This window comes from Streptomyces sp. DI166, from assembly GCF_900091315.1.
GTDB lineage: Bacteria > Actinomycetota > Actinomycetes > Streptomycetales > Streptomycetaceae > Streptomyces > Streptomyces fuscus.
This window is the reverse complement of the sequence record NZ_FLSP01000058.1, coordinates 19,249-45,407: the sequence shown is the minus strand read 5'-3', so window position 1 is coordinate 45,407 and position 26,159 is coordinate 19,249. Positions and strand designations below refer to the sequence as shown.

Here is a 26,159-nt window from a genome sequence, read left to right as displayed (position 1 = left end):
GCGCACCCGGCGCACCGCCCTTCGCCTGACAACCGGCTCAGTCCTCCGGCGAGTCGTCGTCCTCGGAGTTCGGCTTCGGCGGCATCGGCGGGCGCGTACGGCCGCTGCCCGGAGTGTCCCGCAGATACGTGCCGTCACCCCCGTCCGCGGTCGCGTGCCCGCCCGTGGCCGGGCCGCCGCCGTCGCGGCGCCGCAGATAGCGTTCGAACTCGCGCGCGATGGCCTCGCCCGACGCCTCCGGCAGCTCGGCGGTGTCCCGGGCCTCCTCCAGCGTCTGCACGTACTCGGCGACCTCGCTGTCCTCGGCGGCCAGCTGGTCCACGCCCACCTGCCAGGCGCGCGCGTCCTCGGGCAGCTCGCCCAGCGGGATGCGTACGTCGATCAGGTCCTCAAGCCGGTTCAGCAGCGCCAGCGTCGCCTTCGGGTTCGGCGGCTGGGACACGTAGTGCGGTACCGCCGCCCACAGGCTGACGGCGGGCACGCCCGCGTGCGTGCATGCCTCCTGGAGCACCCCGACGATGCCCGTGGGGCCCTCGTACTTGGTCTCCTCCAGGTCCATCCGACGGGCCAGGTCCGTGTCCGAGGTGGTCCCGCTGATCGGGACCGGACGGGTGTGCGGGGTGTCGCCCAGCAGGGCGCCCAGGATGACCACCAGCTCCACGCCCAGTTCATGGGCGAAGCCCAGCAGTTCGTTGCAGAACGAGCGCCAGCGCATGGACGGCTCGATGCCCCGGACCAGCACGAGGTCACGCGGCTTCTCGCCGCCGACCCGGACCACGGACAGCCTGGTCGTGGGCCAGGTGATCTTCCGCACCCCGGCGTCCATCCACACGGTGGGGCGGTTGACCTGGAAGTCGTAGTAGTCCTCGGCGTCCAGCGCCGCGAACACCTCGCCCTTCCATTCCCGGTCCAGATGCGCGACCGCGGTGGAGGCGGCGTCACCGGCATCGTTCCAGCCCTCGAACGCGGCCACCATGACTGGGTCGATCAGCTCGGGAACTCCCTCCAGCTCGATCACCCAGCGCCTCCTTCCGACGTGCCCTCGCCTGACGACCCAACCTTACGGCGTGCGACGGGGGCGCCCGCAGCCCCCTTGCACGGGGGAGTGAACGGATCACTGCCCCGTTCACCACCCCGGAACACCCCCCGGCCCGGCGCTCCTCGCAGGCCACCGGCGCCCCTTCGGGAACCGGGCCGTGCGAAAGGGGCGGCTCCGTGCGGGGAGCCGCCCCTTTCGCGTGCCGGCCCCCGTGAGAAAGAGGGCCGTTCCCGTTCGCCAGGTCCTGTCGGGGGAGGGAACCGGCGACCGAGGTCTACTTCTTGTCGAGCAGGTCCTGGACCTTCGCGCGGACCTCGTCCGTGGCCAGGCCCCGGATCGTCAGCGTCGTACGGCGGCGCAGCACGTCGTCCGCGGTCTCGGCCCACTCGTTGTCCCGGGCGTAGACGACCTGCGCCCAGATCTCCGGGGCGTCGGGGTGGACGCGTTCGGCCAGCTCGGGGTTGTCGTTGGCCAGGCGGGCGATGTCGAAGGCCAGCGAGCCGTAGTGGGTGGCCAGGTGCTTGGCGGTGTCGGCGCCCATACGCGGGCCTGGCGCCGGACGGTCCACCAGGAGACGGTGCGCGACGGCGCGCGGGTTGGCGACACCGGGCAGCGGGAGCTTCTTCGGCAGCGTGCTGACCGGCTCGAAGTCCTCGCCCAGCGGGTGGCCCGGCAGGGCCTCCAGCTTCTTCATGATGGTCCGGCCGATGTGCCGGAACGTGGTCCACTTGCCGCCCGCCACCGACAGCATCCCGCCGCGGCCCTCGGTGACCACGGTCTCGCGCTTGGCCTTCGCGGTGTCTCCGGGGCCGCCAGGGAGCACCCGAAGACCCGCGAAGGAGTAGGTGATCAGGTCCCGCGACAGCTGCTGGTCGCGGATGGAGAACGCGGCCTCGTCGAGGATCTGGGTTATGTCCTTGTCGTTGACGGCGACGTCCGCCGGGTCGCCCTCGAACTCCTCGTCGGTGGTGCCCAGCAGGAGCATGTCCTCCCACGGCAGCGCGAAGGTGATGCGGTACTTGTCGATCGGGGTGGCGAGCGCCGCCCGCCACGGCGCGGTCCGCTTCAGGACCAGGTGCGCGCCCTTCGACAGCCGGATCGACGGTGCCGCATTGGGGTCCTCCATCCGGCGCAGGTGGTCCACCCACGGACCGGTCGCGTTCAGCACCAGGCGGGCGCTGACGCCGAACTCCTCGCCGGTGAGCCGGTCGCGCAGCTCGGCGCCGGTGACCCGGCCCCGGGTGAAGCGCAGCCCGGAGACCTCGGCGTGGTTCAGCACGACCGCACCGGCCTCGACGGCCGCGCGGACCGTCATCAGCGCCATCCGGGCGTCGTTCATCTGGTCGTCGCCGTAGACGGCCACGGCCTTGAGGTTGTCGGTGCGCAGCTCCGGCACGTCCTGCGCCGCCTTGGCGGGGGAGAGCAGGTGGCCGACGCCGTCACCGAAGGCGGAGAGCGCGGAGTAGGCGAACACGCCCGCGCCGAGCTTCGCCGCGCCGTGCGGCCCGCCCTTGTACACGGGGAGGTAGAAGGTGAGCGGGTTCGCCAGGTGGGGGGCCACCTGGCGGGAGACCGCACGGCGCTCGAAGTGGTTCTCCGCCACCAGCTTCACCGCGCCGGTCTGCAGGTAGCGCAGACCGCCGTGGAGGAGCTTGGAGGAGGCGGAGGAGGTGGCGCCGGCGAAGTCGCCGGCGTCGACCAGAGCCACCCTGAGGCCGGCCTGCGCGGCGTGCCAGGCGGTGGAGATGCCCAGGATGCCGCCTCCGATCACGAGAAGGTCGTACGACGCCTTGGAGAGCTGCTCCCGGGTCTCGGCGCGGCTCGGGTTGGAGCCGGAGGCCGGGCGCGTCCCGAGGGCAGGCACGGACTGCAGGGTGGACTGACTGGTCATTTCGGGTTCTTACTCCTCGTCAGAGCGTGCGGGAGGCCTGACCGGGGAGCCCGCAGGCGGGCTCCCCGCGGCCCTCGTCAGTGCTCGTCGTCCTCGATCCAGCCCATGGTCCGGTCGACGGCCTTGAGCCAGTTCTTGTACTCGCGGTCGCGGGTCTCCGCGTCCATGTGGGGGGTCCACTCGGCGGCCCGGCGCCAGTTGGCGCGCAGTTCGTCCGTGCTGGACCAGAAGCCGACGGCCAGGCCGGCGGCGTAGGCGGCACCCAGGCAGGTGGTCTCGGCGACCATCGGGCGCACCACGGGTGCGTCCAGCACGTCGGCGAGGGTCTGCATCAGGAGGTTGTTGGAGGTCATGCCGCCGTCGACCTTCAGGGCCACCAGCTCGTCGCCGGAGTCCTTGACCATCGCGTCGGCGATCTCCCGGGTCTGCCAGGCGGTCGCCTCCAGGACCGCGCGGGCCAGGTGCGCCTTGGTGACGTACCGGGTCAGGCCGGCGATCACACCGCGGGCGTCGGAGCGCCAGTGCGGGGCGAACAGACCGGAGAAGGCCGGCACGAAGTAGGCGCCGCCGTTGTCCTCCACCGAGAGCGCGAGCGTCTCGATCTCGGCGGCGGTGGAGATCAGGCCCATCTGGTCGCGCATCCACTGCACCAGGGAGCCGGTGACGGCGATCGAGCCCTCCAGCGCGTACACGGTCGGCTGGTCGCCGATCTTGTAGCCGACCGTGGTCAGCAGGCCCGCGTAGGAGTTGATGATCTTGTCACCGGTGTTCATCACCATGAAGGTGCCGGTGCCGTAGGTGGACTTGGTCTCGCCCTCGGAGAAGCAGGTCTGGCCGAACAGGGCCGCCTGCTGGTCGCCGAGCGCCGAGGCGACCGGGATGCCGCCGAGGACCTCGCCCAGCTTGCCGCCGGTGACCTCGCCGTAGACCTCGGCGGAGGAGCGGATCTCCGGCAGGATCGCCAGCGGGACGCCGATGGACTCGGCGATCTTCTCGTCCCACTCCATGGTGTGCAGGTTCATCAGCATGGTGCGGGAGGCGTTGGTGACGTCGGTGACGTGCTTGCCGCCGTTGACACCGCCGGTCAGGTTCCAGATGACCCAGGTGTCCATGGTGCCGAAGAGGATGTCGCCGGCCTCGGCGCGCTCGCGCAGGCCCTCGACGTTGTCCAGCAGCCAGCGGGCCTTGGGGCCGGAGAAGTAGGACGCCAGCGGCAGGCCCGTCTCGCGGCGGAAGCGGTCCTGGCCGACGTTGCGGCCGAGCTCCTTGCAGAGCGCGTCGGTGCGGGTGTCCTGCCACACGAGGGCGTTGTGGACGGGCTCACCGGTGTTCTTGTCCCACAGCACGGTCGTCTCGCGCTGGTTGGTGATGCCGATGGCCTTGATGTCGTCGCGGGTGATGCCGGCCTTCTCGATGGCCCCGGCGACCACTTCCTGGACGTTGGTCCAGATCTCGGTGGCGTTGTGCTCGACCCAGCCCGGCTTGGGGAAGATCTGCTCGTGCTCCTTCTGGTCGACGGAGACGATGCGGCCGTCGCGGTCGAAGACGATGCAGCGGGAGGACGTGGTGCCCTGGTCGATCGCGGCGATGAAGGGGCCGGCGGTGTGGGCGTCGGTCACTGTGTGCTCCTGAAGGTCCGTGGATGTGAGAGACGTGTCTACTGGTGCTTCGGGAAAGCAGCGTGCTTGGGGAAGCTGCCCGCTTTAGACGAAAGCGACGTTGTAGAGACCGGCGGCGATCGCCGCGCCGAGCAGCGGGCCGACCACCGGGACCCACGCGTAGCCCCAGTCGGAACCACCCTTGTTGGGCAGCGGCAGGAGGGCGTGCACGATACGCGGACCGAGGTCACGGGCCGGGTTGATCGCGTACCCCGTCGGGCCGCCGAGGGAGAGGCCGATACCGACCACCACGAGGGCGGTGATGAGACCGCCGAGGATGCCGAGGCCGTCGCCGCCCGCGTTCAGGCCCTGCGTGAGGACGGCCAGGATCAGCACGATCGTGCCGATGACCTCGGTGGCGACGTTCTGCCAGGCGACCCGGATCTCCGGACCGGTGGAGAAGACGCCGAGGACGGGGCCCGCGCCCTTCTCCTGGGCCTCCACGGCCTTGGCGGTGGTGGCCTGGGCGCCCGGACCGCCCACGATCTCCTTGTCGGTGAGGTGGGCGTGGAACTGGCCGTAGTACGCGATCCAGACCAGGGCCGCACCGATCATGGCGCCGAGCAGTTCACCGGCGAAGTAGACGGGGACGTCGCCCCACTCGATGCCGTTGTCCTTGATCGCCAGCGCGAGGGTGACGGCCGGGTTCAGGTGGGCGCCGGACAGCGGCGCCGAGATGTAGACGGCGGTGAGGACCGCGAAGCCCCACCCGAAGGTGATGGCGAGCCAGCCGGCGTTACGGGCCTTGGAAGCCTTCAGCGTGACGGCGGCGCAGACGCCGCCGCCCAGCAGGATGAGCATGGCGGTACCGATGGTCTCGCCGAGGAAGATGTCGGAGCTGGACACCCGCGACTCCTTTGTCATTCGTCCAGGGGAAGCCGAACCCCGGGTCCCACCGGTGGTTCGCGCCCTCGGGGGTGAGAGCGTTACCGGCCCTTGGCGTTGCCACACTCTAGCGTGTATTGCCGGTAGGTGTTCGACAATGCCGACCGATGGACGGGAGTCTTGCTCCGGCGTAAGGCGTGCGTCAAGGGTTCTGTTATCGAAAGTGCGATCGTTATTGATCGTCGTCGGTTATCGATGTACGCAGGGATGTGTTATGGATCATCCCTGTTTGTCCGTCTCAGGGTAGGCCGAAGACCGGGACGCCGTACGGCTCCCGGTCCTCAGTGGTCCGTGTTCAGAAGCGTCCGGCGCCCAGATCCCGCGACACCGCGCGGGCGCAGTCCCGTACCGCGGCGATCACCTCGGGGCGCACCTCCCCGTCCTGGCACAGGCGCTCCACGGCACCCGTGACGCCCACCGCGCCGACCGGCATGCGCCGCCGGTCGTGGATGGGGGCCGCGAGCGAGGCCACGCCCTCCCAGGTCTCCTCCACGTCGGCCGCGTAACCGCGGGCCCGCGTGATGTCGAGGATGTGCTCGAAGTCCTCCAGCTCGACCACCGTTTTCTCGGTGAACGGCTTGCGGTCCGCCTCCAGCGCCTCGCTGTGCGCGACCGGGTCGTAGGCGGAGAGCACCTTGCCCAGCGCGGTGGAGTGCAGCGGCTGCATGGCGCCGATCTCCAGCACTTGACGGCTGTCGTCCGGACGGAAGACGTGGTGCACGATCAGCACGCCCTGCTGGTGCAGCACGCCCAGGTAGACGCTCTCCCCGCTGGAGCGGGCCAGGTCGTCGGTCCACACCAGGGCACGCGCCCGCAGTTCGTGCACGTCCAGATAGGTCGTGCCCAGGCGCAGCAGCTCCGCGCCCAGCTGGTAGCGCCCGGAGGCGTCGTCCTGCTCGACGAAGCCCTCCTGCTGGAGCGTGCGCAGTATGCCGTGCGCGGTGCCCTTGGCCAGCCCCAGTGAGGAGGCGATGTCGGACAGACCGAGCCGACGCTCGCCGCCCGCGAGCAGCCGCAGCATCGCGGCCGCCCGTTCGAGCGACTGGATGTTCCGTGCCATCGCCGTCCCTGCCTCCGTCCCCATCGACCGCCGACCTCGACGATGTCGCTGCCGTTGTTCGGCAATGTCGAACACTACCGGTCCATGACGACCAATCGCCAATGTTCCGCCGGGATCCACGGCGATCTGTTGCGTCACTCGTATCCCGACCGTGGCCCGTCCGTCATCCTCGTCCGCCCCGTGGACGCCCTGACCATCAGGTCCCGGTCCCGGCTACGCTGGCGGCGTGCGCCCACCGCGGGAACCGTCCGCCCGGGTGCAAAGCCGACAGCCGTCGCACCTCAGGGAGCCCTTTCATGGCCTCGTTGCCACAGACCCCTTCCGCCGACAGCCGGACCCGTGTGTCCGCCCTCCGCGAGGCGCTCGCCACCCGTGTGGTCGTCGCCGACGGAGCCATGGGCACCATGCTCCAGGCCCAGGACCCCACTCTTGAGGACTTCGAGAACCTTGAGGGCTGCAACGAGATCCTGAACCTGACCCGGCCCGACATCGTCCGCTCCGTGCACGAGGCGTACTTCGACGCCGGCGTGGACTGCGTCGAGACCAACACCTTCGGCGCCAACCACGCGGCGATGGCCGAGTACGACATCCCCGAGCGCGTCTTCGAGCTGTCCGAGGCGGGCGCCCGAATCGCCCGCGAAACCGCCGACGCCTACACCGCCCGCGACGGCCGCGCCCGCTGGGTCCTCGGCTCCATCGGCCCCGGCACCAAGCTGCCCACCCTCGGCCACATCGGCTACACCACCATCCGCGACGCCTTCCAGCAGAACGCCGAGGGCCTGATCACCGGCGGCGCCGACGCGCTGATCGTGGAGACCACCCAGGACCTGCTGCAGACCAAGGCCGCCGTGATCGGCGCCCAGCGCGCCCGCGAGATCTCCGGCCTCGACCTGCCGATCATCGTCTCCGTCACCGTCGAGACCACCGGCACCATGCTGCTCGGTTCCGAGATCGGCGCCGCGCTCACCGCGCTGGAGCCGCTCGGCATCGACATGATCGGCATGAACTGCGCCACCGGCCCCGCCGAGATGAGCGAGCACCTGCGCTACCTCTCCCGGCACTCGCGCATCCCGCTGTCCTGCATGCCCAACGCCGGTCTGCCCGTCCTCGGCAAGGACGGCGCCAGCTACCCGCTCACCCCCGCCGAGCTGGCCGACGCCCACGAGAACTTCGTCCGCGACTACGGCCTCTCCCTCGTCGGCGGCTGCTGCGGCACCACGCCCGAACACCTGCGCCAGCTGGTGGAGCGGGTCCGCGACGTCACGCCCACCGAGCGCGAGCCGCGCCCCGAGCCCGGCGCCGCCTCCCTCTACCAGACCGTGCCCTTCCGCCAGGACACCTCCTACCTGGCGATCGGCGAGCGCACCAACGCCAACGGCTCCAAGAAGTTCCGTGAGGCCATGCTGGAGGGCCGCTGGGACGACTGTGTGGAGATGGCCCGCGAGCAGATCCGCGAGGGCGCGCACATGCTCGACCTGTGCGTGGACTACGTCGGCCGGGACGGCGTCGCCGACATGGAGGAGCTGGCCGGCCGCTTCGCCACCGCCTCCACCCTGCCGATCGTGCTGGACTCCACCGAGGTCGAGGTCATCCGGGCCGGTCTGGAGAAGCTCGGCGGACGCGCGGTCATCAACTCCGTCAACTACGAGGACGGCGACGGCCCCGAGTCCCGCTTCGCCAAGGTCACCGCGCTCGCCCGGGAGCACGGCGCCGCGCTGATCGCGCTCACCATCGACGAGGAGGGCCAGGCCCGCACCCCGGAGAAGAAGGTCGAGATCGCCGAGCGGCTGATCGAGGACCTGACGACGAACTGGGGCATCCAGGAGTCCGACATCCTCATCGACACCCTGACCTTCACCATCTGCACCGGCCAGGAGGAGTCCCGTAAGGACGGCATCGCCACCATCGAGGCGATCCGCGAGCTCAAGCGCCGCCACCCCGACGTGCAGACCACGCTCGGCCTGTCCAACATCTCCTTCGGCCTCAACCCGGCCGCCCGCATCCTGCTCAACTCCGTCTTCCTCGACGAATGCGTCAAGGCGGGCCTGGACTCGGCGATCGTGCACGCCAGCAAGATCCTGCCGATCGCCCGCTTCGACGAGGAGCAGGTGCAGACCGCCCTCGACCTCATCTACGACCGCCGCCGCGAGGGCTATGACCCGCTGCAGAAGCTGATGCAGCTCTTCGAGGGCGCCACCGCCAAGTCCCTCAAGGCCGGCAAGGCCGAGGAACTCGCCGCGCTGCCCCTGGAGGAGCGCCTCAAGCGGCGCATCATCGACGGCGAGCGCAACGGCCTGGAGGCCGACCTCGACGAGGCCCTCACCACCACGCCCGCCCTCGACATCGTCAACAACACCCTGCTGGACGGCATGAAGGTGGTCGGCGAGCTGTTCGGCTCCGGCCAGATGCAGCTGCCGTTCGTGCTCCAGTCCGCCGAGGTGATGAAGGCCGCCGTCGCCTACCTCGAACCGCACATGGAGAAGACCGACGCCGACGGCAAGGGCACCATCGTGCTCGCCACCGTCCGCGGCGACGTCCACGACATCGGCAAGAACCTCGTCGACATCATCCTGTCCAACAACGGCTACAACGTCGTCAACCTGGGCATCAAGCAGCCGGTCTCCGCGATCCTGGACGCCGCCGCGGAGCACAAGGCCGACGTCATCGGCATGTCCGGGCTCCTGGTCAAGTCCACGGTGATCATGAAGGAGAACCTGGAGGAGCTCAACCAGCGCGGCCTGGCCGCCGACTACCCGGTCATCCTCGGCGGCGCCGCCCTGACCCGCGCCTACGTCGAACAGGACCTGCACGAGATCTACGAGGGCGAAGTCCGCTACGCCCGCGACGCGTTCGAGGGCCTGCGCCTGATGGACGCCCTCATCGGCGTCAAGCGCGGCGTGCCCGGCGCCAAGCTGCCCGAGCTCAGGCAGCGCCGGGTCCGGGCCACCGCGGCCACCGTCGTCGAGGAGCGCCCGGAGGAGGGGCACGTCCGCTCCGACGTCGCCACCGACAACCCCGTGCCCACACCGCCGTTCTGGGGCACCCGCGTCATCAAGGGCATCCAGCTCAAGGAGTACGCGAGCTGGCTGGACGAGGGCGCGCTGTTCAAGGGCCAGTGGGGACTGAAGCAGGCCCGCACCGGCGACGGCCCCACCTACGAGGAGCTCGTCGAGACCGAGGGCCGCCCCCGGCTGCGCGGACTGCTGGACCGGCTGCAGACCGAGAACCTCCTCGAAGCGGCCGTCGTCTACGGCTACTTCCCCTGCGTGTCCAAGGACGACGACCTGATCATCCTGGACGAACAGGGCAACGAGCGCACCCGCTTCACCTTCCCGCGCCAGCGCCGCGGCCGCCGTCTGTGCCTCGCGGACTTCTTCCGCCCGGAGGAGTCCGGCGAGACGGACGTGGTCGGCCTCCAGGTCGTCACCGTCGGCTCCCGCATCGGCGAGCAGACCGCGCAGCTGTTCGCCGCCAACGCCTACCGCGACTACCTCGAACTGCACGGACTGTCCGTGCAGTTGGCGGAGGCCCTCGCCGAGTACTGGCACGCGCGCGTGCGTTCGGAGCTGGGCTTCGCCGGGGAGGACCCGAACGACATCGAGGACATGTTCGCGCTGAAGTACCGGGGTGCCCGCTTCTCCCTCGGCTACGGCGCCTGCCCGGACCTGGAGGACCGCGCCAAGATCGCCGAGCTGCTGCAGCCCGAGCGGATCGGCGTCCACCTGTCCGAGGAGTTCCAGCTGCACCCCGAGCAGTCCACGGACGCCATCGTGATCCACCACCCGGAGGCGAAGTACTTCAACGCCCGCTGAGACACGGGCCGCCGTCCGGAGCTTTTCCAGGTGGGGCGCCGTTTCGAGGCACGACGCGGCGCCCCTCGACCGTAGCTCCGGTGTTCCCCGTGCCACTCCGGTTAAACAGAGCGTTCCGGCTGCGCACGACGTACACTGGTCGGTCCACTGCAGGCCGGTTCCCCGTGTGGGAACCGGCCTGATCGTCCCTCAAGGAGGTGCGCCAGGATGACCACCACGGTCCCCGCGCTCGGAACCCGTTCGGCCGAAGGCTCCGCCCTTCAGGCCGTGCTCCTCGACATGGACGGCACCCTCGTGGACACCGAGGGGTTCTGGTGGGACGTGGAGGTCGAGGTCTTCGCGCGGCTCGGTCACACCCTCGACGACTCCTGGCGGCATGTCGTGGTCGGCGGCCCGATGAGCCGCAGCGCGGGGTTCCTGATCGAGGCCACCGGCGCCGACATCACCCTGCCCGAGCTGAGCGTCCTGCTCAACGACGGGTTCGAGGAGCGCATCGCCGAGGCCCTGCCGCTGATGCCGGGCGCCGGGCGGCTGCTGGCCGAACTCGCCGAGTACGAGATCCCCACGGCCCTGGTCTCCGCCTCCCACCGGCGCATCATCGACCGGGTGCTGACCTCGCTCGGCCCGCAGCACTTCGCGCTCACCGTGGCCGGCGACGAGGTCCCGCGCACCAAGCCGCACCCCGACCCGTATCTGACCGCGGCCGCCGGACTCGGCGCCGACCCGACCAGATGCGCGGTCGTCGAGGACACCGCGACCGGGGTGGCCGCGGCCGAGGCGGCGGGCTGCCATGTGGTGGCGGTGCCCTCGGTCGCCCCCATCGCCCCGGCCCACCGCAGGACCGTCGTCCGCTCCCTGGAAGAAGTGAACCTGACATTTCTGCACGGCCTGATGACGGAAATGCGCTAGCCGTTCACCGAGCGTGCAACCGCGGAACCGAGAAATTCCGACTGCCCGTCAGAACCGCGAGAACAGGGCGCGCGGCCGGAATTCCGGCCGCGCGGACCCGCTAATTCCGCGGGTTCTTCAGTTGTTCTGAATGTGACGTTCCCCACCTCGGGCGACCTCGACAGGGCGCACGCCATGTGCTGTTCACCCCCTTTGGGGCCCTGTCTGTGCTCCCTTGTGTCCTGATTGGGGAGAGCGTGCACGAATCCTTCCGCTGTCGGTTTTTCGGTGTGTCCACGACCGGTTTCGCTGCGTGATGGCGGCCCGGCTCAGGGGCCCGCGAAGGGTCCCGCGAACGACGACTAATCTCACTACTTGAACCCTCACCCCCTGTCGTCGTGAGCCGCCGTATCACCCCATGTATGGGGAGTACACGGACTGAGCGTTGGAGAAACTCGCCCATGAACCGCAAGTCGTTGGTGCTGCCGGCCGTCATTGGTCTGCTCGCCCCGGTTCTCGCCGCCTGCGGCGGATCCGAGGGCGGCGGTGACAGCGGGGACGCGATCGTCGTCGGCACCACGGACGTGTTCTCCACCACCAAGGACGACCCGGCGCCGCTCGACCCGGCGTCCGCGTACGACGTCGGCACCTGGAACATCCTGCGCCAGACCGTGCAGACCCTGATGATCCAGCCGCGCGGCGAGGGCGACCCGGTCCCCGAGGCCGCCGAGAGCTGCGAGTTCACCGACGCCGGCAACGAGCGCTACTCCTGCACCCTGCGCGAGGGCCTCACCTTCGCCAACGGCGACGCCGTCACCGCCGAGGACGTGAAGTACTCCATCGACCGCGCCAGGCGCATCGAGGCGCCCAGCGGGGTGGTCGGCCTGCTGTCCACCGTCGACACCGTGGAGACCAAGGGCGAGCGCGAGGTGATCTTCCACCTGAAGACCGCCGACGCCACCTTCCCGTACAAGCTGTCCACGCCCGTCGCCGGCATCGTCGACGCCGACGACTACGCCAAGGACGAACTGCGCGACGGCTTCGAGGTCGACGGCTCCGGCCCCTACACCTTCCGCGCCGAGACCGACGACAACAAGCTCGTCAAGGCCGTGTTCACCAAGAACCCCAACTACAAGGGGACCCTCAAGGTGAACAACAGCAAGGTCGAGCTGCGCTCCTTCGCCGACGCCGACGCCATGAGCGAGGCGATCGAGGACGGCGACATCGACCTGATGACCCGCACCATGTCGCCGGACCAGATCCAGCGCCTGTCCACGGCCGCCGACAGCGAGGTCGACCTCGTCGAGAAGTCCGGCCTGGAGATCCGCTACCTCGGCTTCAACACCGACGACCCGGCCGTCAAGAGCAAGGCCGTCCGCCAGGCCATGGCCCAGGTCATCAACCGCAGCGAACTGGTCTCCAAGGTCTACGGCACCCAGGCCGAGCCGCTGTACTCGCTGGTCCCGGCAAGCCTGGCCGGCCACTCCAACTCCTTCTTCAACAAGTACGGCGAGCCCAGCGTCAGCAAGGCCCGCACCCTGCTGGAGAAGGCCGGCATCAGCACCCCGGTGAAGCTGACCCTGCACTACACCACCGACCACTACGGCGCGGCCACCAAGAAGGAGTTCGAGGTGCTCAAGGAGCAGCTCAACGCCAGTGGCCTGTTCGACGTCACCACCAAGGGCATCGCCTGGGACACCTTCCGCCCCGCCGAGCAGAAGGGCCGGTACGAGGTCTACGGCATGGGCTGGTTCCCCGACTTCCCCGACGCCGACAACTACGTCGCCCCCTTCCTCGACAAGGACAACTTCCTCGGCTCGCCCTACGCCAACAGCGAGATCCGCAACTCCCTGATCCCGCAGTCCCGGCGCGAGGCCGACCGGCAGTCCGCCGTGGGCAGCCTGGCCGAGATCCAGGACATCGTCGCCGAGGACGTGCCCGTCCTGCCGCTGTGGCAGGGCAAGCAGTACGTGGCGGCACGCGACACCATCACGGGTACGGCGTACGCGCTGAACTCCTCCTCCACCCTCCAGCTGTGGGAACTCGGCCGTGGCGTGAGCGGCTGATGTCTCCCGTGCCCGGACCGTCCGGACGGCGGTCCCGCGATTACCGAACCCGAACGACAAGGCACCTGCACGTGAACATGCGCAACCCGTGGCCGGTCCTGCCCATCATGGCGGGGCTGGCCTCCGGCCTGCTGACCGGCTGCGGCTCGGAGAGCGGCGACCCCGCGAGCGACGGCTCAGCCGTGGTGGTGGGGATGTCCGACGACGTCCTCGCCACCGACCCGGCCTCCGGCTACGACCCCGGCTCGTGGCTGCTGTTCAACAACGTCTACCAGTCCCTGATGGCCTTCCCCAAGGGCGGCACCGACCCCGAGCCCGACGCGGCCGAGTCGTGCGCCTTCAGCGACACACAGGCCAAGGTCTACAAGTGCACGCTGAAGGACGGACTGAAGTTCAGCAACGGTGACTCGCTCACCTCGGAGGACGTCAAGTTCTCCTTCGACCGCATGCTGAAGATCGACGACGCCGACGGTCCGGCGGTTATGTTCCCGATGCTGGACAAGGTCGAGACCCCGGACGAGAAGACGGTCGTCTTCAAGCTGAACACCCCGGACGCCACCTTCCCGAGCAAGATCGCCTCGGGTGCCGGCGCCATCGTCGACCACCGCCAGTACGACGCCGACGGACTGCGCGAGGACGGCAAGGCCGTCGGCTCCGGCCCGTACAAGCTGGAGTCCTTCGGCGAGGACGAGGCCGTCTTCGCCGTCAACGAGCACTACAAGGGCACCGCCGAGGTCAAGAACTCCGGCGTGACCATGAAGTTCTTCCACGGTGACCGCGCCGCCCTGAAGAGCGCGCTGCTCAAGGGCGACGTCGACATCGCCTTCCGCGGCCTGAGCGCCGCCGACATCGCCGAGACCGAGAAGGCCGACGACCGCGGCAGCGGCAGCGTCGAACTCGTCGACGGCACCGGCGCCGAGGTCCAGCACCTGGTCTTCAACATGGACCACCCGGTCGCCGGACAGCTCGGCGTCCGCAAGGCCATCGCCTACCTGCTCGACCGGGAAGCCCTCATCGAGGACGTCTACCAGGGCACCGCGACCCCGCTGTACTCGATCATTCCCGCGGGCATCGGCGGCCACAACACCGCCTTCTTCGACACCTACGGCTCCCGGCCCTCCAAGGCCAAGGCCGCGGCGGCCCTCCAGGCCGACGGCATCACCGGCAAGGTGAAGCTGACCCTGTGGTCCACCCCGTCCCGCTACGGCCCGGCCACCGACCAGGAGCTGGAGGCCATAGCCGAGCAGCTCAACGCCAGCGGCCTGTTCGACGCCGACATGAAGTCGGTTGACTTCGAGCAGTACGAGAAGGACATCGCCAAGGGCAAGTACGGCGTCTACGTCAAGGGCTGGGTCCCGGACTACCCGGACGCCGACAACTTCACCTCGCCGTTCTTCGGCAAGGGCAACGTGCTGTCGAACAACTACAGCAACGACACCATCACCGACACCCTGATCCCGCGCACGGCCGCCCAGAGCGACCGCACCGCCACCGACCAGGACTACGGCCGCCTCCAGGACATCGTCGCCGACGAACTGCCCATCCTGCCGGTCTGGCAGGCCAAGCAGTACGCCGTCATCCGCGAGAGCGTCTACGGCCTGGAGTACTGCCTCGACGCCTCCACGGTGTTCCGCTTCTGGGAGCTCAGCAAGACCGACTGAGCCACCCCGCACCACAAACGGCGCCCGCTTCCCCCGGAGGGAAGCGGGCGCCGCTGTGTCCGCGCTCGCAGGCCCTACTGCGCGCCGGGGCGCACCAGACCGCTCTCGTACGCGTACACCGCCGCCTGCACCCGGTCCCGCAGCCCCAGCTTCGTCAGCACATGCCCCACATGCGTCTTCACCGTGGTCTCACTGACGAACAGATCGGCGGCGATCTCCGCGTTGGACAGCCCGCGCGCCACCAGCTTCAGCACCTCCACCTCACGGTCGGTGAGCGTGTGCAGCGTGTCCGGGACCGGCTCCTCCCCCGACGGCAGATGCGTGGCGTACTTGTCCAGCAGCCGGCGCGTGATGCTCGGCGCCAGCATCGCCTCCCCGGCCGCCACCACGCGGATCGCCTGCACCAGCTCATTGGCGGGCGCGTCCTTCAGCAGAAAGCCGCTGGCACCCGCCTTCAGCGCCTCCACCACGTACTCGTCGAGGTCGAACGTGGTCAGCACCAGCACCTTCGCCGGGCCGTCCCGCCCCGGCCCGGTGATCTGCCGGGTCGCCTCCACGCCGTCCATCCGCGGCATGCGGATGTCCATCAGAACCACATCGGGCTGCAGGGCACGCACCTGGTCGAGAGCCTGGAGGCCGTCCCCGGCCTCACCCACGACCGCGATGTCCTGCTCGGCCTCCAGGATCATCCGGAAGCCGGTGCGCAGCAGTGGCTGGTCGTCGACCAGTAGGACGCGGATGGCCACGTAAGTCTCCTTCGCTAGTCCGGGCCCATTCTGCCCTGCGCCCCCGGCTGCGCCTCGGGCGCCCTGACCGGCAGCGGATACGGCGGGGGAGTACCGCCGAATTCCGGACAGTGCGCCTGGTGGTCGCACCAGCCGCACAGCTTCGTCGGCCGCGGCCGCCAGTCGCCCGACTCCGTCGCCGTACGGATCGCCTCCCACAGCGCCAGCAGCTTGCGCTCCACCCGCTCAAGATCCGCGAGCACCGGATCGTAGGTCAGCACCTCGCCACTGCCCAGATAGACCAGCTGCAGGCGGCGCGGCACCACGTTCTTCAGCCGCCACACCACCAGCGCGTAGAACTTCATCTGGAACAGCGCGCCCTCGGCGTACTCGGGCCGCGGCGCCTTGCCCGTCTTGTAGTCGACGATCCGCACCTCGCCCGTCGGCGCCACATCCACCCGGTCGATGATCCCGCGCAGCCGCAGCCCCGAGTCCAGCTCGGCCTCCACGAACAACTCCCGCTCGGCAGGCTCCAGACGCGTCGGGTCCTCCAGCGTGAACCACCGCTCCACCAGCCGCTCCGCCTCCGCCAGCCACCCGGCGAGCCGCTCGCCCTCCGGGTCGTCGGCGAACAGCTCCCGGATCTCCGGCCGAGACTCCCGCAGCCGGTCCCACTGCCCCGGGATCAGCGACTTCGCGCGCGGCGCCGTCCGCTCGGCCGCCGGGGCGTCGAACAGCCGCTCCAGCACCGCGTGCACCAGCGTGCCCCGCGTCGCCGCCTCGCTCGGCTTCTCCGGCAGCCGGTCGATCACCCGGAACCGGTACAGCAACGGGCACTGCATGAAGTCCGAGGCACGCGACGGGGACAACGAAGCGGGCGGTATGGCCGTGGCCACCACGGGCAGCTCCGCCGCCCGCTCCCGCGGCCCCGCCGCCACACCCTCGGCCGTCGCCGACGGCTCCACGTCCTCCGTGCTCGTCTCCATGCCCACGACCTTACGGCCCGGCACTGACAGCCCACCCCGTCGGCGGTGGGCGAACACAGGGGTGCCGGGGCGGAACCCACGGCCACGGCCGCATACCATCGACCCGAGACCCTTCCGCCCGGCAGGCGCGGAAGACGCTTCGAACGAGGGGACACCGTGGACGAGAGCGGCGGGAGCGGGAAGCCGCGGTCCGGCACCGAGGAGCCGACCCAGCACCACGCACCACCAACCACCCCGCCCACACCACCGGCACCGCCCGAAGGCCCCGCCGAGCACGAGACCACCGAGCAGGAGACGCCCTCGGAGCGGCCCGACCAGCCGCGCACCGACAGCGACGAACCCACCACCCGGCCGCTGCCCGCCCAGCCCGGAGACCACGACCGCGCCCACGCCCACTCCGCCACCGGCGGCAACCGCCCGCCCAAGCCCCCGGAGCCGCGCGGCGGACTCCTCATGGGCCGCCCCTTCGGCGTGCCCGTCTACGTCGCCCCCAGCTGGTTCCTGGTCGCCGCCCTGATCACCTGGGTCTTCGGCGGCCAGCTCGACCGCGTCCTGCCCGAACTCGGCGCCGCCCGCTACCTCGTCTCCCTCTTCTTCGCGGTCGCCTTCTACGCCTCCGTCCTCGTCCACGAACTCGCCCACACCGTCGCCGCCCTCCGCTTCAAGCTCCCGGTGCGGCGCATCCAGCTCCAGTTCTTCGGCGGCGTCTCCGAGATCGAGAAGGAGTCCGACACCCCCGGCCGGGAATTCGTCCTCGCCTTCGTCGGCCCCCTGCTCTCCCTCGTCCTCGCCGGCGTCTTCTACGGCGCCATGCAGGCCGTCGAACCCGGCACCGTCCCCGGCGTCCTGCTGGCCGGCCTGATGATCTCCAACCTCATCGTCGCCGCCTTCAACCTCCTGCCCGGCCTGCCCCTCGACGGCGGCCGCATGCTCCGCGCCGTCGTCTGGAAGATCACCGGCAAGCCCATGACCGGCACCGTCGCCGCCGCCTGGGTCGGCCGCGCCCTCGCCGTCTCCGTCCTCATCGGACTCCCGCTGCTCACCCAGTCCGGGGCACTCGGCGCCGACGCCGAGGACAACGTCGGCATGGACACCGTCATGGACGCCCTGCTGGCCGCCATCCTCGCCGCGATCATCTGGACCGGCGCCGGCAACAGCCTGCGCATGGCACGCCTGCGCGAACACCTCCCCGAACTGCGCGCCCGCACCCTCACCCGGCGCGCCGTCCCCGTCGAGTCCGACACCCCCCTCTCCGAGGCCCTGCGCCGCGCCAATGTCGCCGGCGCCCGCGCCCTGGTCGTCGTCGACGCCGACGGCACCCCCCTCTCCCTCGTCCGCGAGGCCGCCATCGTCGGCGTCCCCGAACACCGCCGCCCCTGGGTCGCCGTCAGCGGCCTCGCCCAGGACATCACCGACGGCATGCGCGTCTCCGCCGAACTCTCCGGCGAAGAACTCCTCGACGCCCTGCGCGCCACCCCCGCCACCGAATACCTCGTCGTCGAGGACACCGGCGAAATCTACGGCGTCCTCTCCGCGGCCGACGTGGAACGAGCCTTCGTCAAAGCCATGGCCCGCCCCTCCTGACCACCCGCCGCCCGCCCGGCGGGCGGCCCCGCCCCGTGGTCGGCGGCCCCCGCAAACCCCGGTAGGCTGTTCACATGTCCGAACCGACCGGTGCCGCCCGCAGGCGCGGGCCCTTCAAGGTCGGGGACCAGGTTCAGCTGACCGACCCCAAGGGCCGCCACTACACGTTCACGCTCGAAGAGGGAAAGAACTTCCACACCCACAAGGGTTCCTTCCCGCACGACGAGCTGATCGGCGCTCCCGAGGGCAGCGTTGTCCGCACCACCGGTAACGTCGCCTACCTCGCGCTGCGCCCCCTGCTCCCCGACTACGTCCTGTCCATGCCCCGCGGGGCAGCCGTCGTCTACCCCAAGGACGCGGGGCAGATCCTCGCCTTCGCCGACATCTTCCCTGGCGCACGCGTCGTCGAAGCCGGCGTCGGCTCCGGCTCGCTCAGCAGCTTCCTGCTGCGCGCCATCGGCGACCAGGGCATGCTGCACTCCTACGAGCGCCGCGAGGACTTCGCCGAGATCGCCCAGCAGAACGTGGAGCGCTACTTCGGCGGCCCCCACCCCGCCTGGCAGCTCACCGTCGGCGACCTCCAGGACAACCTGTCCGACACCGACGTCGACCGCGTCATCCTCGACATGCTCGCCCCCTGGGAATGCCTGGAGGCCGTCTCCAAGGCCCTCGTCCCCGGCGGCATCCTGTGCTGCTACGTCGCCACCACCACCCAGCTCGCCCGGACCGTCGAGTCCATCCGGGAGATCGGCTGCTTCAACGAACCGACCGCCTGGGAGACGATGATCCGCAACTGGCACATCGAGGGCCTCGCCGTCCGCCCCGACCACCGCATGATCGGCCACACCGGCTTCCTGCTCACCGCCCGCCGCCTCGCCGACGGCGTCGAGCCCCCCATGCGCCGCCGCCGCCCCGCCAAGGGCGCATACGGCGAGGACTACGCCGGCCCCAACGCCGACGGAGGCTCCAGCCGCTGACCCGGCCACCCGTCCCGTACAACGCGAAGGCGCCGCGGCGCAGTTCCCGGACCCACCCGGGAACTCCGCCCCGGCGCCTTCGTGCTGACGCCACGCCAAACCCCCACCCGCGAAACCCCACACCCCGCCGTTCCCAGCGCGTGTGACGTGTGGCACGATGCCTGGCACCCCCACCGGCACAGCCCTCACAGGAGACACTCCTAGTGCAGCACCCCGCCGTCCCGGAACTGGCCCACACCCACACCCGCCCCATCCACTGGGTCGCGACCGCCACCGCCCTGGCCGGCGTCGTGGCGCTCTCCGCCGTCCTGCAACCCGACGCCGCCACCGCCGCCCAAGCAGCGGGCCCGGAGACCAGGACGGCGCACGCCGCACCCGCGCCCGACCCCGAGGCCGCCGACTTCCCGCTCGAATGCGGGCCCGTGAAGGCCGTCGTCGTCAAGAAGGCCACCGGCGACCTCGACGGCGACGGCAACCCCGAAACAGTCGCCGTCGTCCACTGCGACGCCCCCATGGGCACCCCGCCCGACGGCGTCTACGTCCTCACCCGCGGCACCGGCACCGAACGCGCCCGCGTCGTCGCCACCCTCGTCGACCCCAAGACCCGCCAGACCGTCAAGGAAATCGCCGTACACCGAGGCGAGGTCACCGCCACCCTGCTCGGCTACTCCACCGACGACGTGCCCAGGTGCTGCCCCGACGTCACCGACCACGCCACATGGACCTGGAAGGACGGCGCCTTCCTGCGCACCACCCCCGCCGGAGCGCGCAGCGTCTGACGACCCCGCGCGCCCGGCACGTCACGGCGCGTCCGGCCCGTACACCTCGGCCCCGTCCGCGACCCGGCGCACATGAATGCACTCCCCGGGGCACTCCTTCGCGCTGTCCACCACATCGGTCAGCAGCGGCAGCGGCACCGGCGTCGTCGCGCCCTTTTCCTGCAGCAGCTCGTCGTCCGCGCTCTTGACGTAGGCGAGTCCGTCGATGTCCAGCTCGAACACCTCCGGCGCGTACTGGGCACAGATGCCGTCGCCGGTACAGAGATCCTGATCGATCCAGACCTCCAGCGCCTCGCCGACCACGGCCTCCTCCTGCACGCTCATCTCTCCTGCCGTCCTCCCGTACCGGGCGATCTTTCCTCGACCCTACCTCCGCCCGCACTCCGCCCAAGGCCGCCGAGCACTCCCGCCGGACCCGAGAAATGCCCGACCGTCAACACCCACCGTGGGCGCACCTACCCACAGCGTCACCGTCGAACGCCCCCGACGCCCCGGCCCCGGCGCCTCACCCCGACCCGCCCGCACCCCGCCGACGACGGCAACTCCGGCCAAAAGCGACGGTGTTTGACCACTCCGGCCAGGAACAGTCGGCTTCCAGAACGCGTTGAGTGGGTATCCACACCGCGTACGGAAGGCCGCGAGGTGTGGCCGACGACACACCTTGACAGTCTTTGTGATCTAGGGGTTTCAATCGACACCCACCCAGGTAGGGTCTGGAAGCGTCCAGCTCCCCTTGGAGGAGGTGAGGACCGTGGCAGCCCACGACGACGACATGAACCGCGGCATCCGCCCGGGACGAGGGTCCGAAGACCCGGCCGGGCAGATCGCCTACCTTGAGCAGGAGATCGCCGTCCTGCGACGCAAGCTCGCCGACTCTCCGCGACACACGAGGATTCTCGAAGAGCGGATCGTCGAGCTGCAGACCAACCTGGCCGGCGTGTCCGCCCAGAACGAGCGACTCGCGAACACGCTCCGTGAGGCCCGCGACCAGATCGTGGCCCTCAAGGAAGAAGTCGACCGGCTCGCACAGCCACCGGCCGGCTTCGGTGTCTTCCTCCAGGCGAACGAGGACGGCACCGCCGACATCTTCACCGGCGGCCGCAAACTCCGCGTGAACGTCAGCCCCAGCGTCGAACTCGACGACCTGCGCCGCGGCCAGGAAGTCATGCTCAACGAAGCGCTCAACGTGGTCGACGCCATGGAATTCGAGCGCGTCGGCGACATCGTCACCCTCAAGGAGATCCTGGAGGACGGCGAACGCGCCCTGGTGCTCGGGCACACCGACGAGGAACGGGTGGTACGCCTCGCCGAGCCACTGCTGGACGTCACCATCCGGCCCGGCGACGCACTCCTGCTCGAACCCCGCTCCGGCTACGTCTACGAAGTCGTCCCCAAGAGCGAGGTCGAGGAACTCGTCCTCGAAGAGGTCCCGGACATCGGCTACGAGCAGATCGGCGGCCTGGGCAACCAGATCGAGATGATCCGCGACGCCGTCGAGCTCCCCTACCTCTACCCCGACCTGTTCAAGGAGCACGAACTGCGCCCGCCCAAGGGCGTCCTGCTCTACGGGCCCCCCGGATGCGGAAAGACCCTCATCGCCAAGGCCGTCGCCAACTCGCTGGCCAAGAAGGTCGCCGAAGTCACCGGACAGGCCGCCGGCAAGAGCTTCTTCCTCAACATCAAGGGCCCCGAGCTCCTCAACAAGTACGTCGGCGAGACCGAGCGGCAGATCCGCCTCGTCTTCCAGCGCGCACGTGAGAAGGCCTCCGAGGGCACACCCGTCATCGTCTTCTTCGACGAGATGGAATCCCTCTTCCGCACCCGCGGCTCCGGCGTCAGCTCGGACGTGGAGAACACCATCGTCCCCCAGCTCCTCGCCGAGATCGACGGCGTGGAAGGCCTGGAGAACGTGGTCGTCATCGGCGCCTCCAACCGCGAGGACATGATCGACCCCGCCATCCTGCGCCCCGGCCGGCTCGATGTGAAGATCAAGATCGAGCGTCCGGACGCCGAGGCCGCCAAGGACATCTTCGCCAAGTACCTCACCGACCGGCTCCCGCTCCACCCCGACGACGTCGGAGAGCACGGCGGCGACAAGACCTCCACGGTCCAGGGCATGATCCAGACCGCGGTCGAGCAGATGTACGCCGAATCCGAGGAAAACCGCTTCCTGGAAGTCACCTACGCCAACGGAGACAAGGAAGTCCTCTACTTCAAGGACTTCAACTCCGGCGCCATGATCGAAAACATCGTCGGCCGCGCCAAGAAGATGGCGATCAAGGACTTCCTGGAACACAACCAGAAGGGCATCCGCGTCTCCCACCTCCTCCAGGCCTGCGTGGACGAGTTCAAGGAGAACGAGGACCTGCCCAACACCACCAACCCCGACGACTGGGCCCGCATCTCCGGAAAGAAGGGCGAACGGATCGTCTACATCCGCACCCTCATCACCGGAAAGCAGGGTGCCGACACCGGACGCTCCATCGACACGGTGGCGAACACCGGTCAGTACCTGTAAAAGACAGGGCGGCTGCGGGTGCCCTCACCGGGTACCCGCAGCCGACTGTTTTTACGGCCACGACCGGACCAACGCAATGACGCAAATGATCTCCCCACCAGCGCAAAGGCGTTCTAGGCTCTTCCCTACCGCCGAGTCGCGCAGTGCGGGGACGGGCACCGCACACGCACCGGAGCGCCAGCGGTACTTGAGCGCCGCCCCCGACCGAGGGCGCCGCCGGGCAAGGAGGGCCGCATGACCGTACGGCGAGTAATGGGCATCGAGACGGAGTACGGGATCTCCGTCCCCGGTCACCCCAACGCCAATGCCATGCTCACCTCATCCCAGATCGTCAACGCCTACGCGGCGGCGATGCACCGGGCCCGCCGGGCCCGCTGGGACTTCGAGGAGGAGAACCCGCTGCGGGACGCGCGAGGCTTCGACCTCGCCCGCGAGGCCGCCGACTCCAGCCAGCTCACCGACGAGGACATCGGCCTGGCCAACGTCATCCTCACCAACGGCGCGAGGCTGTACGTCGACCACGCCCACCCCGAATACAGCGCCCCCGAGGTCACCAACCCGCGCGACGCCGTCCTGTGGGACAAGGCCGGCGAACGCATCATGGCCGAAGCCGCCGAACGCGCCGCACAGCTCCCCGGCGCCCAGCCCATCCACCTCTACAAGAACAACACCGACAACAAGGGCGCCTCCTACGGCACGCACGAGAACTACCTGATGAAGCGGGAAACCGCCTTCTCGGACATCGTGCGCCACCTCACGCCCTTCTTCGTCTCCCGCCAGGTCTTCGCCGGAGCCGGCCGCGTCGGCATCGGCCAGGACGGCCACGAACACGGCTTCCAGCTCAGCCAGCGCGCCGACTACTTCGAGGTCGAGGTCGGCCTGGAGACCACCCTCAAGCGCCCCATCATCAACACCCGCGACGAACCCCACGCCGACGCCGAGAAGTACCGCCGACTCCACGTGATCATCGGCGACGCCAACCTCTCCGAGATCTCCACCTACCTCAAACTCGGCACCACGGCGCTCGTCCTGTCGATGATCGAGGACAACTTCATCGCCGTCGACCTCGCCGTCGACCAGCCCGTACGCACCCTCCACCAGGTCTCCCACGACCCGTCCCTCAAGCGCCTGGTCACGCTCCGCAGCGGACGGACACTCACCGCGGTACAGCTCCAGATGGAGTACTACGAGCTGTCCCGCAAATACGTCGAGGAACGCTTCGGCGCCGACGCCGACGAACAGACCAAGGACGTCCTGACCAGGTGGGAGGACACCCTCAACCGCCTGGAGAACGACCCCATGAGCCTGTCCGGCGAACTGGACTGGGTCGCCAAGCGCGAACTCATGGAGGGCTACCGCCGCCGCGACAACCTCGACTGGGACGCCGCGCGGCTGCACCTGGTGGACCTCCAGTACGCCGACGTACGGGCCGAGAAGGGCCTCTACAACCGTCTGGTGGCCCGCGGGCGCATGAAACGGCTCCTGGACGAGGCCGACGTCGACAGGGCCCGTACGACGCCCCCGGAGGACACCCGCGCCTACTTCCGCGGCCGCTGCCTGGAGCAGTACGCCGACGACGTCGCGGCCGCCTCCTGGGACTCCGTGATCTTCGATCTCCCGGGCCGGGACTCCCTCCAGCGCGTTCCAACCCTCGAACCGCTTCGCGGAACGCGAAATCACGTCAAGGAGCTCCTGGACCGCTGCCGGACCGCGGAAGACCTGGTCAGGGTGCTTTCCGGCGGCTGAACGGGCCCCTGGGCCGAGTCCCCCGGACAGGGTGGAAAACCCCCCGTCCGGGAATCATCGAGGTGGCCCCCGCACGTTGAGGAAAGTGCGGGGCCGATGTCAGACCCGGCTTGTAGGGTCTGATCATCACCGATCGGCAGGAATGCCGACCTGGCGACCATGTCGGGCGAACTGAGCGGGGTGAGGGTTATGGCAACCAAGGACACCGGCGGCGGGCAGCAGAAGGCCACGCGTTCCACCGAGGAGGTCGAGGAGCAGGCCACCGAGGCCCAGGCATCGGAGGACCTCAAGGAGCGCCACGAGAAGCTGAACGACGACGTGGACTCGGTGCTGGACGAAATCGATGACGTACTCGAGGAAAATGCCGAGGACTTCGTGCGGTCCTTCGTTCAGAAGGGTGGGGAGTGATCTCGCCTTTGATTCGAAGGGCGTGGCGGGGGAGTCGGAGTTGTCGGGCGAAGGCGTGAAGCGCTGCTCGCGGTGCAAGCAGCACAGGCCGCGAGCAGCGTTCGCCAGTAACAGGGCCATGAAGGACGGCCTTCAGGCCTACTGCCGGGAGTGCTCTGCGGTGTACTACCGACAGCGCCAGGAGGCCCGTGGCAAGAAGCCCCGCCCAAGGGTCACCGCGCCCGAAGGGCACAAGTATTGCCAGCGCTGCGGGGAGATCAAGCCGCATTCCGAGTGGGATCGCAACAAGACCGCTTCCGATGGTCTGTCCACGGCCTGCAAGGCATGTCGGGCGATCGCGGGGCGGGCACACCACCTCAAGCGGAACTACGGTCTCACCGAAGCCGAGCGTGACGCGATGATCGCCTCCCAAATGGGGCTCTGCGTGATCTGTCTGAAGGCGCCGGCCGTTCATGTGGATCACTGCCACAAGACGGGTAGGGTCCGTGGCGTACTGTGCTTCAACTGCAATTCGGCCATCGGCAAGTTGGGAGACGACCCCGACGCCGTCCGCCGGGCCGCCGCTTACTTGGAAGGAATCGCGTGGAAGCCAACACTCGTAGCACCGGGCGTCTACCAGCTGCCTTCCTGACGCCAGGGTCCTCGTCCTTCATGGACTTCCTCTCCGAGCACCAGCCGGAGCTGTTGCCGGGCAATCGTCAACTGCCGCCCACGCAGGGCGTGATCGAGGCGCCGCACGGGACGACGATCGTGGCGGTGACGTTCCCCGGGGGCGTGGTGCTCGCCGGTGACCGGCGGGCCACCATGGGCAATGTGATCGCCCAGCGGGACATCGAGAAGGTGTTCCCGGCCGACGAGTACTCGGCCGTCGGTATCGCCGGCACCGCCGGTCTGGCGGTGGAGATGGTGAAGCTGTTCCAGCTGGAGCTGGAGCACTTCGAGAAGGTGGAGGGCGCGCAGCTGTCGCTGGAGGGCAAGGCGAACCGCCTGTCGACCATGATCCGGTCGAATCTGGGCATGGCGATGCAGGGTCTTGCCGTGGTGCCGCTGTTCGCGGGGTACGACCTGGACCGTGAGAAGGGCCGGATCTTCTCCTACGACGTGACGGGTGGCCGTTCCGAGGAGCAGGGCTATGCCGCCACGGGCTCGGGTTCGATCTTCGCGCGCGGTGCGATGAAGAAGCTGTTCCGTGACGATCTGACCGAGGACCAGGCCACCACGCTGGTGGTGCAGGCCCTGTACGACGCGGCTGACGACGACTCGGCGACCGGTGGTCCCGATGTCGCCCGCCGGATCTACCCGATTGTCACCGTGATCACCGAGGACGGTTTCCGCCGGCTCACGGACGACGAGTCCTCCGAGATCGCTCGCTCGATCCTGGAGCGGCGTCTGGAGCAGCCGGACGGCCCGCGGGCCGCGCTGCTCTAGCCGGAGCCGGTTGTTGCAAGGTGATCGCAGTGACTTCCACAGAAAGGG

Annotated in this window: 20 protein-coding genes; 12 read left to right on the top strand and 8 right to left on the bottom strand. The window is 69.4% G+C overall.

Translation table 11 applies throughout. The annotated features are described in order from the left end of the window. Nucleotides 1-37: 37 nt before the first annotated feature. From GA0115233_RS25570 to GA0115233_RS25550, 5 genes are all read right to left on the bottom strand, one after another. Nucleotides 38-1,018 (bottom strand): PAC2 family protein, encoded by a 981-nt coding sequence (locus tag GA0115233_RS25570; protein ID WP_093722645.1) that lies wholly within the window; start codon nt 1,016-1,018, stop codon nt 38-40. A gap of 295 nt (nt 1,019-1,313) precedes the next feature. Beyond that, a complete protein-coding gene (locus GA0115233_RS25565) occupies nt 1,314-2,930 on the bottom strand; it encodes a glycerol-3-phosphate dehydrogenase/oxidase (RefSeq protein ID WP_093722644.1) in 1,617 nt (538 codons plus the stop codon). Between the two features lie 77 nt (nt 2,931-3,007). Further along, nucleotides 3,008-4,549: a glycerol kinase GlpK gene (gene glpK / locus GA0115233_RS25560; protein ID WP_093722643.1), complete on the bottom strand. Its 1,542-nt coding sequence runs from the start codon at nt 4,547-4,549 to the stop codon at nt 3,008-3,010. An 84-nt stretch (nt 4,550-4,633) separates the two neighbouring features. Further along, on the bottom strand, nt 4,634-5,434 hold the full coding sequence (locus GA0115233_RS25555; RefSeq protein ID WP_093722642.1) for an MIP/aquaporin family protein: 801 nt from the start codon (nt 5,432-5,434) through the stop codon (nt 4,634-4,636). 334 nt (nt 5,435-5,768) lie between these two features. Further along, nucleotides 5,769-6,533 (bottom strand): IclR family transcriptional regulator, encoded by a 765-nt coding sequence (locus tag GA0115233_RS25550; protein WP_093722641.1) that lies wholly within the window; start codon nt 6,531-6,533, stop codon nt 5,769-5,771. 296 nt (nt 6,534-6,829) lie between these two features. Here GA0115233_RS25550 and metH point away from each other — a divergent pair, with 296 nt between their 5' ends. The 4 genes from metH to GA0115233_RS25530 all read left to right on the top strand — a co-directional run bounded on the left by metH (nt 6,830) and on the right by GA0115233_RS25530 (nt 14,960). Continuing rightward, nucleotides 6,830-10,345 (top strand): methionine synthase, encoded by a 3,516-nt coding sequence (gene metH, locus GA0115233_RS25545; RefSeq protein WP_093722640.1) that lies wholly within the window; start codon nt 6,830-6,832, stop codon nt 10,343-10,345. Nucleotides 10,346-10,552: 207 nt separating this feature from the next. Next, the gene (locus tag GA0115233_RS25540) at nt 10,553-11,254 is read left to right on the top strand and encodes an HAD family hydrolase (protein WP_093722639.1); all 702 of its coding nucleotides are present in this window, start codon (nt 10,553-10,555) and stop codon (nt 11,252-11,254) included. Between the two features lie 440 nt (nt 11,255-11,694). Beyond that, the gene (locus GA0115233_RS25535) at nt 11,695-13,299 is read left to right on the top strand and encodes an ABC transporter substrate-binding protein (RefSeq protein WP_093722638.1); all 1,605 of its coding nucleotides are present in this window, start codon (nt 11,695-11,697) and stop codon (nt 13,297-13,299) included. Nucleotides 13,300-13,370: 71 nt separating this feature from the next. After that, entirely contained in the window at nt 13,371-14,960 is a 1,590-nt protein-coding gene (locus GA0115233_RS25530; RefSeq protein ID WP_093722637.1) for an ABC transporter substrate-binding protein, read from the top strand. Between the two features lie 74 nt (nt 14,961-15,034). On the opposite strand, the gene GA0115233_RS25525 is transcribed toward GA0115233_RS25530, so the two are convergent. Both GA0115233_RS25525 and GA0115233_RS25520 read right to left on the bottom strand, forming a co-directional pair. Further along, nucleotides 15,035-15,706 (bottom strand): response regulator, encoded by a 672-nt coding sequence (locus tag GA0115233_RS25525; protein ID WP_004002520.1) that lies wholly within the window; start codon nt 15,704-15,706, stop codon nt 15,035-15,037. Between the two features lie 14 nt (nt 15,707-15,720). Further along, on the bottom strand, nt 15,721-16,671 hold the full coding sequence (locus GA0115233_RS25520; protein ID WP_093722636.1) for a RecB family exonuclease: 951 nt from the start codon (nt 16,669-16,671) through the stop codon (nt 15,721-15,723). A gap of 156 nt (nt 16,672-16,827) precedes the next feature. On the opposite strand from GA0115233_RS25520, the gene GA0115233_RS25515 reads away from it, so the two are divergent. The 3 genes from GA0115233_RS25515 to GA0115233_RS25505 all read left to right on the top strand — a co-directional run bounded on the left by GA0115233_RS25515 (nt 16,828) and on the right by GA0115233_RS25505 (nt 20,011). Then, a complete protein-coding gene (locus tag GA0115233_RS25515) occupies nt 16,828-18,255 on the top strand; it encodes a site-2 protease family protein (protein ID WP_093722635.1) in 1,428 nt (475 codons plus the stop codon). Between the two features lie 74 nt (nt 18,256-18,329). After that, complete coding sequence (locus GA0115233_RS25510; protein ID WP_093722634.1) at nt 18,330-19,232, top strand: tRNA (adenine-N1)-methyltransferase; 903 nt, start codon at nt 18,330-18,332, stop codon at nt 19,230-19,232. Between the two features lie 203 nt (nt 19,233-19,435). Beyond that, a complete protein-coding gene (locus tag GA0115233_RS25505) occupies nt 19,436-20,011 on the top strand; it encodes a hypothetical protein (protein WP_093722633.1) in 576 nt (191 codons plus the stop codon). A gap of 21 nt (nt 20,012-20,032) precedes the next feature. On the opposite strand, the gene GA0115233_RS25500 is transcribed toward GA0115233_RS25505, so the two are convergent. Next, nucleotides 20,033-20,335 carry a ferredoxin gene (locus GA0115233_RS25500; RefSeq protein WP_093722632.1) on the bottom strand — a complete coding sequence of 101 codons (303 nt, stop codon included), beginning with the start codon at nt 20,333-20,335 and terminating at the stop codon, nt 20,033-20,035. 427 nt (nt 20,336-20,762) lie between these two features. Here GA0115233_RS25500 and arc point away from each other — a divergent pair, with 427 nt between their 5' ends. The 5 genes from arc to prcB all read left to right on the top strand — a co-directional run bounded on the left by arc (nt 20,763) and on the right by prcB (nt 26,111). Then, the gene (arc, locus tag GA0115233_RS25490) at nt 20,763-22,529 is read left to right on the top strand and encodes a proteasome ATPase (protein ID WP_093722631.1); all 1,767 of its coding nucleotides are present in this window, start codon (nt 20,763-20,765) and stop codon (nt 22,527-22,529) included. Nucleotides 22,530-22,763: 234 nt separating this feature from the next. Continuing rightward, nucleotides 22,764-24,275 (top strand): depupylase/deamidase Dop, encoded by a 1,512-nt coding sequence (dop, locus tag GA0115233_RS25485; RefSeq protein ID WP_369691381.1) that lies wholly within the window; start codon nt 22,764-22,766, stop codon nt 24,273-24,275. 189 nt (nt 24,276-24,464) lie between these two features. Continuing rightward, nucleotides 24,465-24,683: a ubiquitin-like protein Pup gene (locus GA0115233_RS25480; RefSeq protein ID WP_093722629.1), complete on the top strand. Its 219-nt coding sequence runs from the start codon at nt 24,465-24,467 to the stop codon at nt 24,681-24,683. Between the two features lie 40 nt (nt 24,684-24,723). Next, complete coding sequence (locus GA0115233_RS25475) at nt 24,724-25,314, top strand: endonuclease VII domain-containing protein (protein WP_093722654.1); 591 nt, start codon at nt 24,724-24,726, stop codon at nt 25,312-25,314. Next, the gene (gene prcB, locus GA0115233_RS25470) at nt 25,266-26,111 is read left to right on the top strand and encodes a proteasome subunit beta (protein ID WP_093722628.1); all 846 of its coding nucleotides are present in this window, start codon (nt 25,266-25,268) and stop codon (nt 26,109-26,111) included. The genes GA0115233_RS25475 and prcB overlap by 49 nt, the downstream gene beginning before the upstream one ends. Nucleotides 26,112-26,159: the final 48 nt, after the last annotated feature.

What these genes read in the sequence shown, in the direction of transcription:
- GA0115233_RS25565 (WP_093722644.1), bottom strand. Translation starts at nt 2,930, where the DNA reads ATGACCAGTCAGTCCACCCTGCAGTCCGTGCCTGCCCTCGGGACGCGC.
- GA0115233_RS25550 (WP_093722641.1), bottom strand. Translation starts at nt 6,533, where the DNA reads ATGGCACGGAACATCCAGTCGCTCGAACGGGCGGCCGCGATGCTGCGG.
- metH (WP_093722640.1), top strand. Translation starts at nt 6,830, where the DNA reads ATGGCCTCGTTGCCACAGACCCCTTCCGCCGACAGCCGGACCCGTGTG.
- GA0115233_RS25540 (WP_093722639.1), top strand. Translation starts at nt 10,553, where the DNA reads ATGACCACCACGGTCCCCGCGCTCGGAACCCGTTCGGCCGAAGGCTCC.
- GA0115233_RS25535 (WP_093722638.1), top strand. Translation starts at nt 11,695, where the DNA reads ATGAACCGCAAGTCGTTGGTGCTGCCGGCCGTCATTGGTCTGCTCGCC.
- GA0115233_RS25520 (WP_093722636.1), bottom strand. Translation starts at nt 16,671, where the DNA reads ATGGAGACGAGCACGGAGGACGTGGAGCCGTCGGCGACGGCCGAGGGT.
- GA0115233_RS25510 (WP_093722634.1), top strand. Translation starts at nt 18,330, where the DNA reads ATGTCCGAACCGACCGGTGCCGCCCGCAGGCGCGGGCCCTTCAAGGTC.
- GA0115233_RS25500 (WP_093722632.1), bottom strand. Translation starts at nt 20,335, where the DNA reads ATGAGCGTGCAGGAGGAGGCCGTGGTCGGCGAGGCGCTGGAGGTCTGG.
- dop (WP_369691381.1), top strand. Translation starts at nt 22,764, where the DNA reads ATGACCGTACGGCGAGTAATGGGCATCGAGACGGAGTACGGGATCTCC.
- GA0115233_RS25480 (WP_093722629.1), top strand. Translation starts at nt 24,465, where the DNA reads ATGGCAACCAAGGACACCGGCGGCGGGCAGCAGAAGGCCACGCGTTCC.